The sequence below is a fragment of the Micromonospora sp. CPCC 206061 genome, from assembly GCF_036906915.1.
Taxonomy (GTDB): Bacteria; Actinomycetota; Actinomycetes; order Mycobacteriales; family Micromonosporaceae; genus Phytohabitans.
In genome coordinates this window covers 115,029-122,741 of record NZ_JBAKHX010000014.1, presented here as the reverse complement: position 1 = coordinate 122,741, position 7,713 = coordinate 115,029, and the positions used below count along the sequence as shown (strand labels likewise).

The following is a 7,713-nucleotide window of genomic DNA, read 5'->3' as shown; positions in this document are numbered from 1 at the left end:
CGCCGCCCCACGCAGCGCCGCCCCACGCCGCCCCGCCCCACGCCGCCCCGCCCCACGCCGCCCCGCCCCGCCGCGCGGTGCGGTGCGGTGTCGAGCGCTAGACGCCGAGCCAGCCGCGTAGTGCGGCTGGACGGTTGGTGATGATGGCGTCCACGCCGAGATCGGTCAGCGCGCGCCAGTGCTCCGGCTCGTCGACGGTGAACACCATGCACCCGAGTCCGGCCGCGTTCAGCTCGGCCACCACACCGGGCCGGCCTAGGACTGCGGGCACGTACGGGTTGTACGACACCGCGCCCACCGCCTTCGCGGCGGCCACCGGGTCGGGGTCCAGTTCGTCGCGCAGCAGTGCCCGGCGCAGCTGCGGAGCCAGGTCGCGCGCGTCGTGCAGCACCTGCTCGTCGAAGCTCTGCAGCAGTACCCGGTCAGCCAGCCCGCGGCCGGTCACGGTCGCCACGATCCGGGCCACGTCGGCGCGCGTGCGTGGGCCTTTAACCTCCAGCAGCAGCCGGGCCTTCGAGCGTGCCAGCTGGTCGAGCACCTGGTCGAGGGTGGGCACCCGCTGGCCCGCGTAGACCGGCGAGTACCAGGCTCCGGCGTCCAGCCCGGTGACGTACCCGCTGCTCAGCGCCGCTACCTCGCCGGTGCCGTCGGTGGTGCGGTCGACGGTGGCGTCGTGCACCACCACCGGTACGCCGTCGGCGGTGCTGTGCACGTCGATCTCGACGTACTCGGCACCACTTCGCAGCGCGGCCTCGATGGCGGCCAGGGTGTTTTCGGGCGCGACCGCGGAGTATCCACGGTGTGCCACCGTGAGCGGGCTACGCACCCACCGCCTCCAGGTCGACGTCGCCCTCGGCCACGAGTACCGCCGGGCCACGCAGCCAGCATTCGCCGCCGTCGAAGCTGACGATGACCCGGCCACCGGGCACGTCGACGGTCACGGGGCCGTCGTCCAGGCCGGCGTCGCGCAGTGCCACGGCCGCCACTGCACAGGCTCCGGTGCCGCAGGACATGGTCTCGGCGGAGCCCCGCTCGTACACGCGCATCCGCACGTGCCGCTCGGCCACCGGGGTGACGAACTCGACGTTGACGCCGGCGGGGAAGAAGTCGGTGTCGAACTCCGGTGCGCGGCTGAGGTCGAGCGACTCCAGGGGCACCGACGCCGGCAGTGCGCAGACGAGGTGCGGGTTGCCGACGTCGACAGCCGCACCGGCAAGGGTCAGGTGTGCCAGGGTCGCGGTGCTCACCCCGTACACCTTGGGTGGTGTCATGTCGACGGAGATGGCGTCGTCCTCGACCACCGCGCGCACGATCCCGGCCCGGGTCATGAACGGGATCGTGCCGGCCGCGAGGCCGGCCGTGACCAGGTAGCGCGCGAACACGCGAGCGCCGTTGCCGCACATCTCGGCGAGCGACCCGTCGGCGTTCCAGTAGTCCATGAAGAACTCGGCGCCGTCGCCGTCGAAGCGGGCGACGCGCAGGACGCCGTCGGCGCCGATGCCGCGGCGGCGGTCGCAGAGCGCGGCGACGAGCTTCGGCGTGAGCGTCAGCCGCCCGTCGAGATCGGGCAGGAGCACGAAGTCGTTGCCGGTGCCGTGGCCCTTGAGGAAACGCACGTGATCCATCATCCCGCAACGGCCAGGGCGGCTTCGACCAGGTTCGGCTGGGTCGCGTCCAGCCAGGTGATCCGCGGGTCGCGGCCGAACCAGGTGCGCTGCCGCCGCACGAACCGCCTGGTGGCCCGCACGGTCTCCTCCCGCGCCTGCGCCTCGGTGAGCGAACCCTCCAGGTGGGCGAGCACCTGCTGGTATCCGAGCGCGCGGCTGGCCGTGCGCCCTTCCCGAAGGCCCTGATTGGCCAGGGTCCGCACCTCGTCGACCAGTCCGGCGGCGAACATCAGGTCGACCCGGTCGGCCACGCGGGAGGCGAGGTCGGTGCGGTCGACGCCGATCTGCACCGCGTCGTAGTACGGCTTGGGCTCGGGCAGCGTCGCGGTGAACGGCCCGCCGGTCAGCACGATGACCTCCAGCGCCCGGACGATCCGGCGGCCGTTGCTGGGCAGGATCTTCGCAGCGGCCTCGGGGTCCGCGGCGCGCAGCCGCTCGTACAGCGGCGCGGGACCGTGCTCGGCGAGCGCCGCCTCCAACTCGGCCCGTACCGCCGGGTCGGTGCCGGGGAACTCGAACTCCTCCAGCACCGCCCGCACGTACAGCCCTGAGCCGCCTACCAGGATCGGCACCCGTCCGCGCGCCCGGACGTCGTCGACGGCGGCGCGGGCCAATGTCTGGTACTCGGCAACGCTCGCCGGCTCGGTAACGTGCCAGATGTCCAGAAGATGGTGCGGTATGCCTTCTTGCTCGGCTGGGGTCAGCTTGGCGGTGCCGATGTCCATGCCCCGGTAGAGCTGCATGGAGTCGGCGTTCACGACCTCGCCGCCCAGCGCGTGCGCGAGCGCGACGCCGAGCGCGGACTTACCCGCGGCGGTCGGCCCAACCACGGCCAGCACAGAACTCACGCGGTCTCCCAGTTGGCCACGAAGTACGCGACGCCGTAGGGCGCGTCGTCGTAGGTCAGCGACGCGCGCCACGAGCCGCCGGCCGCCGCCGCGGCCAGCACCTGCCAGGGCGCCCGACCGGCCACCATCAGCTTCGCGGACAGGTCCGGGTCGAGGGCGCGCAGTGCGTCGACGTCCGCGGTGGCGAGGGCCCGGGCGACCGATTCGTCGTACGGCTGCGCGCGCGGATCGTCGTACCCAGGCGCCTTTATCCCCCGGCGGGCCGTGCCGTCTCCCATCACGAGTAGCGCGTACGGGCCGGTGGCGAGCCGCCCGGCGAGCCCGGCGCACTCATCGGCGGATGCGTCGGTCGCGATCGCGAGCATCCGACAGGTGACGTTTCGACCCGGTATCCGATTGACCAGCCACGCGCCGACCGACAGGCTGAGGGGTAGCGGATCGGCGACCTCGTCGCCCGGCAGCCCCCACGACGACAGCGACACGCGAACCGGAGATTCATAGTCTATTGTCGATGTACCACTACCCAGAACGATCACGGGAGCGCCAATGTCGGCGAGCCGGCGCACCGCGAAGTCGCATGCGGCGCGCAGGCTGTCGAGTTCTGACGCGGCGCCACCTGCGATCTCTGGGACGATCATGGGCGGATGGGGGCAGACCGCTGCGGCTACCAGAGGCACGCACCAACCGTAATGGTCAGCCAACTGTGTCGTGCACAAGCCGACCAAGGACACCGTATGGTCACGGTCGTCTTCAGGCGCTCGACGCGGACGGGGTTGGACCTGTGACAATGCCGGGGGATACTCCGCTGCAAACTTACTGCGCTGTGGCGGCGGCTGCCGGGGAACCCCCACCCGGTGACGCCGGGAGAACGAGGATGGGCACATGAGCGACTGGACCACCTTCGGTCGGGTGGACGCCGACGGCACGGTGTACGTCAAGACGGCCGAGGGCGAGCGCGTGGTCGGATCTTGGCAGGCCGGGCCGCCCGAGGAGGGATTGGCCCACTTCGCGCGGCGCTTCGCCGACAAGGTCACCGAGGTCGATCTGGTCGAGGCCCGCCTGAACTCCGGAGCCGCGGATCCGGCGCACTCGCTCGCGAGCATCCGGCGGCTGCACACCGAGCTCGCCGAGGCCCACGTGGTCGGCGACATCGACGGGCTGAACGCCCGCCTCGACAAGCTGGCCGCCTCCGCCGAGGAGAAGGCCGGCGCCGCCCGCGCGGCTCGCGACGCGGCCCGCGCCGAGGCGCTCGCGCGCAAGACCGGCCTGGTCGAGGAGGCCGAGAAGCTGGCCGCCGAGTCCACCGGCTGGAAGACGGCCGGCGACCGGCTCAAGGAGATCCTCGACGAGTGGAAGACGATCCGCGGGGTCGACAAGAAGACCGACGGTGAGCTGTGGAAGCGGTTCGCCGCCGCGCGTGACTCGTTCACCCGCCGGCGCGGCGCCCACTTCGCGACGCTCGACGCCCAGCGCAAGCAGGCCCAGGGCGCCAAGGAGCATCTGGTGGTCGAGGCGGAGTCGCTCGCCGAGTCGACCGACTGGGCACCCACCGCGGCCCGGCTCAAGGAGCTGATGACCGAGTGGAAGGCCGCACCGCGCGCCTCGAAGGAGGCTGAGCAGCGGCTCTGGGAGCGGTTCCGGGCCGCGCAGGACGCGTTCTTCACGAGGCGCAGCGAGGTCTTCTCGGCCCGCGACGCCGAGCAGCGGGGCAACCTCGAGCGCAAGCAGGCGCTGCTCGCCGAGGCCGAGGCCATCGACGTAGATGCCGACCCGCGCAGTGCGCAGGTCAGGCTCCGCGAGATCCAGGGCCAGTGGCACGACCTCGGTCGGGTGCCGCGCGAGGCCGCAGGCGGGCTCGACCGCCGTCTCCGGGCGGTGGAAGACAAGGTACGCCACGCGATGGAGTCGGCGTGGCGGCGCACGGAGCCGTCCGCGAACCCGCTGCTGACGCAGATGCGCGAGCAGGTCGCCGAGGCGGAGCAGCGGCTGGCCCGGGCGCAGGCGGCGGGCGACGCCAAGCGCATCCGCGAGGCCGAGCAGGCGCTGGCGTCGAAGCGGCAGTTCCTCCAGCTCGCCGAGCAGGCCAGCTAGCGCAGCGAGGGCACTGGATACAGCTAAGCGGCAGGCACCCGCTGCGGCGCGACCGGCACCGCGGCGGGTGCGGTCTTGGGCAGGTCGAGCACGGCGGAGGCGCAGTCCAGCAGAGTCTGGCGCAGCACAGCGTCGGACACATGGTCGATCACGAAGCCGGACGACAGCGCCGCGCCCATGGTTTCGGTGGCGGCGATCGCGCGGATGCGGTCGACGTCGGTGGGGTCGGGGCCCGACAGCCAGACGTTGAGCCGCTTGGTCAGCTGGATGACCTCCATCCAGATCGGCTCGATGGATGCGAGGACGGCGGGCACGTCGCGCATGAAGAGCGCGCACGCGCTGCGGTGCCGGAGCATGGTGTCGAGGAACTGGCCGAGCACCAGCCGTAGGTTGTCTGGATTGTGAGGCAAGGTCTCGGCGACCTCGACCGAGCGGCGCCAGTCGTCGACGAGTGGCTCGACGAGCGACAGCAGTAGTGCCTGCTTAGAGGGGTAGTGGTAGTACAGCGAGGCCTTCGTCATCCCCACGCGGTCGGCGATCTCGCGCAGGCTGGTCTGCTCAAACCCCTGGGCGGTGAACAACTCGACCGCCACCGCACGGATTCGGGCCTTGGTGTCCTCCGCCACGTTCGCACCTCCTTCTTCGCGCAGCAAAATCCTAGACGGGCAAGCTAGGTATCGCGCGTTCTCAGCGGGCTCACAGCACCCCTGTCGGACCATGTTGGCGGAAACCCACTTGCCTCACCAGAAAATCTTATCTACCGTGCGGCAGGTAGACATCTACTTGCCGGACGGTAAGGACCCGACCGGTTCACGAGGGGGACGTCATGTTCGAACGGTTGGGACGCATCGTCGTCTACAACCCCTGGAAGGTCATCCTGGCGTGGTTGGTGGTGGCTGCCGCCATCGTCGTCCTGGCACCGAGCCTCGACGACGTCACCAGCCAGGATCAGGCGAACTTCCTGCCCGACAGCTACGAGTCGGTCCAGGCGATGGAGGTGGCCGAGCAGGAGTTCGCACAGACGAACGACAGCACCGCCACCGTGGTCGTCAAGCGCGCCGACGGCCAGCCACTGACCGACGCCGACCAGGCGAAGGTCGGCGAGCTCGCCCAGCAGGTCCAGGCGGCGAGCATCCCCCGGGTCACCGGTGCGCAGACCGGCCCGGGCACGGTCTCCCCCAACAAGCAGGTGCAGCTCATCAGCATCGGACTTGAGGGCGTGGGCGACAACCCCGAGCTGCTCGACGCGATCCCGAAGATCCGCGACACGCTCGCACCGGCGGTCGCCGGCACCGGCCTCAGCACGGCGGTGACCGGCGACATCGCGCTGTGGGCCGACAACCAGGACGCGTTCGACGACGCGTTCGTCATCGTCGGCATCGCCACCTTCGTGCTGATCATCTCGTTGCTGCTGATCATCTACCGCAGCCCGATCGCGGCCTTCCTACCGATCGTCACGGTAGGTGTCGTGAGCGCCATCTCGCCCGGCTTGATCGCGCTCTTCGCCAAGGCGTTCGACATGCAGGCCGACGGGTCACTGGAGATCATCCTGACCATCGTCCTGTACGGCGTCGGCACCGACTACATCCTGTTCCTGCTCTTCCGGTACCGGGAGCGCCTGCGCGCCGGCGACGACAGCAAGACCGCGCTGGTCGCCGCGGTGGCCCGGGTGGGCGAGGTGATCGCGTCCGCCGCCGCGGCGATCGCGATCGCGTTCAGCGCCCTGCTGCTGGCCGTCTTCGGCGGCTTCCGGAGCCTCGGCCCGAGTCTCGCCATCGCGGTCATCATCATGGCCATCGCCGCGGTCACGCTGGTGCCGGCGGTCGTTTCGCTGATCGGCCCGAAGGTGTTCTGGCCGTCGAAGTCGTGGCAGCGCACGCCGAAGGGCAGCACCTTCCAGCGGCTCGGCAGGTTCACCGGTCGCCGCCCCGGGGTGGTGGCCCTGATCTCCGGTGGCGCGATGCTCGTGCTGGCGCTCGGCGCGCTCGGCATGAAGTGGAACTACGACCAGAACAGCCAGCTCCCCGAGGGCACCGAGTCGACGCAGGGCATCCAGGACCTGCAGGCCGGCTTCCCGGAGGGCGCGCTCAGCCCCACCACCGTCTACGTGCGCAGCGACAACGGGCAGAAGCTGGACACGGCGGCGATGGAGCAGTTCGCGAAGCGGCTCCAGGAGGCGCCGGGCATCGGCGGAGCAATGCCCGCGGGCCAGGACGGCAGCTTTGCCGGGTTCAACCAGGCCGGCACCGCGGCGAAGATCGACCTCCTGCTGGACGGCAGCGCGTACGCGCCGGAGTCGCTCGACGTCGCCGGTGACGATCTGCGCGACTTCGCCCGCGAGGCGGCGCCGGCCGGCGTGAGCACGTACGTCGGCGGAGCCAGCTCGATCACCGCCGACATCCGGGACGCCAACACCCGGGACCTGCTGGTGATCTTCCCGGTGGCCGCACTGCTCATCGGCGTCATCCTGGCGCTGCTGCTGCGCAGCCTCGTCGCGCCGCTGTACCTGCTGGTCGCGGTCGTGCTCGGCTTCTTCAGCACGCTGGGCGCGACGGTACTGGTCTTCCAGGGCATCGACGGCCGGCCCGGCCTGTCGTTCATGCTCCCGACGATCCTGTACCTCTTCGTGGTCGCGATCGGCACCGACTACAACATCCTCATGATCGCCCGATTGCGCGAGGAGGCGCGGCTCGGCCACGACCCGCGAACGGCCGCCGACCTCGCGCTGGAACACGGCGGGCCGTCGGTCGGCGCGGCCGGCCTGATCCTCGCCGGCACGTTCGCGTCGATGATGCTGGCCGGGCTCGCGTTCCTCACCGAAATGGGCTTCGCGGTCTCGATCGGCATCGTCATCTCGGCGTTCGTCATGGCGATGTTCCTGGTGCCGAGCATCACCGCGCTGCTGGGCCACAAGGCCTGGTGGCCGGGGCACGGCGATGCGCCTGGCGGCACCGCAAAGCCAGCCACCGAGAAGGAAACGGTGGGCGCGGCAACCCACTGAGTTGGCCTACTGAGGGGCGTCCCGTTGGGGGCGCCCCTCACGCGTTGACGGGACGCATTCACAGCGATCACAATTACTGCGGAGCCAGGGCAACGGTCCTTCTAGC

General features: G+C 70.8%; 7 protein-coding genes. 2 read left to right on the top strand and 5 right to left on the bottom strand.

The annotated features are described in order from the left end of the window. Nucleotides 1-97 precede the first annotated feature (97 nt). The 4 genes from V6V89_RS13695 to V6V89_RS13680 are packed head-to-tail and all read right to left on the bottom strand — an operon-like array spanning nt 98 to nt 3,153. Nucleotides 98-826: a glycerophosphodiester phosphodiesterase gene (locus tag V6V89_RS13695; RefSeq protein WP_334619456.1), complete on the bottom strand. Its 729-nt coding sequence runs from the start codon at nt 824-826 to the stop codon at nt 98-100. Further along, on the bottom strand, nt 819-1,616 hold the full coding sequence (gene dapF, locus V6V89_RS13690) for a diaminopimelate epimerase (protein WP_334619455.1): 798 nt from the start codon (nt 1,614-1,616) through the stop codon (nt 819-821). Before dapF ends, V6V89_RS13695 begins: the two co-directional genes overlap by 8 nt. Before the next feature lie 8 nt (nt 1,617-1,624). Beyond that, entirely contained in the window at nt 1,625-2,623 is a 999-nt protein-coding gene (miaA, locus tag V6V89_RS13685) for a tRNA (adenosine(37)-N6)-dimethylallyltransferase MiaA (RefSeq protein WP_442935134.1), read from the bottom strand. Then, nucleotides 2,512-3,153 (bottom strand): hypothetical protein, encoded by a 642-nt coding sequence (locus V6V89_RS13680; protein WP_334619453.1) that lies wholly within the window; start codon nt 3,151-3,153, stop codon nt 2,512-2,514. Before V6V89_RS13680 ends, miaA begins: the two co-directional genes overlap by 112 nt. Nucleotides 3,154-3,397: 244 nt before the next feature. Between V6V89_RS13680 and V6V89_RS13675 the strand changes: the two genes are divergently transcribed. Further along, on the top strand, nt 3,398-4,606 hold the full coding sequence (locus V6V89_RS13675; RefSeq protein ID WP_334619452.1) for a DUF349 domain-containing protein: 1,209 nt from the start codon (nt 3,398-3,400) through the stop codon (nt 4,604-4,606). Between the two features lie 23 nt (nt 4,607-4,629). On the opposite strand, the gene V6V89_RS13670 is transcribed toward V6V89_RS13675, so the two are convergent. After that, nucleotides 4,630-5,232, bottom strand: a complete 603-nt coding sequence (locus V6V89_RS13670; RefSeq protein ID WP_334619451.1) for a TetR/AcrR family transcriptional regulator — start codon at nt 5,230-5,232, stop codon at nt 4,630-4,632. A 200-nt stretch (nt 5,233-5,432) separates the two neighbouring features. Between V6V89_RS13670 and V6V89_RS13665 the strand changes: the two genes are divergently transcribed. Then, nucleotides 5,433-7,607, top strand: a complete 2,175-nt coding sequence (locus V6V89_RS13665) for an MMPL family transporter (RefSeq protein WP_334619450.1) — start codon at nt 5,433-5,435, stop codon at nt 7,605-7,607. The last annotated feature ends 106 nt before the right edge of the window (nt 7,608-7,713 follow it).

Excerpts from the sequence above, each read along its gene's own strand:
- V6V89_RS13675 (WP_334619452.1), top strand. The coding sequence starts at position 3,398 with ATGAGCGACTGGACCACCTTCGGTCGGGTGGACGCCGACGGCACGGTG.
- V6V89_RS13665 (WP_334619450.1), top strand. The coding sequence starts at position 5,433 with ATGTTCGAACGGTTGGGACGCATCGTCGTCTACAACCCCTGGAAGGTC.
- V6V89_RS13680 (WP_334619453.1), bottom strand. The coding sequence starts at position 3,153 with ATGATCGTCCCAGAGATCGCAGGTGGCGCCGCGTCAGAACTCGACAGC.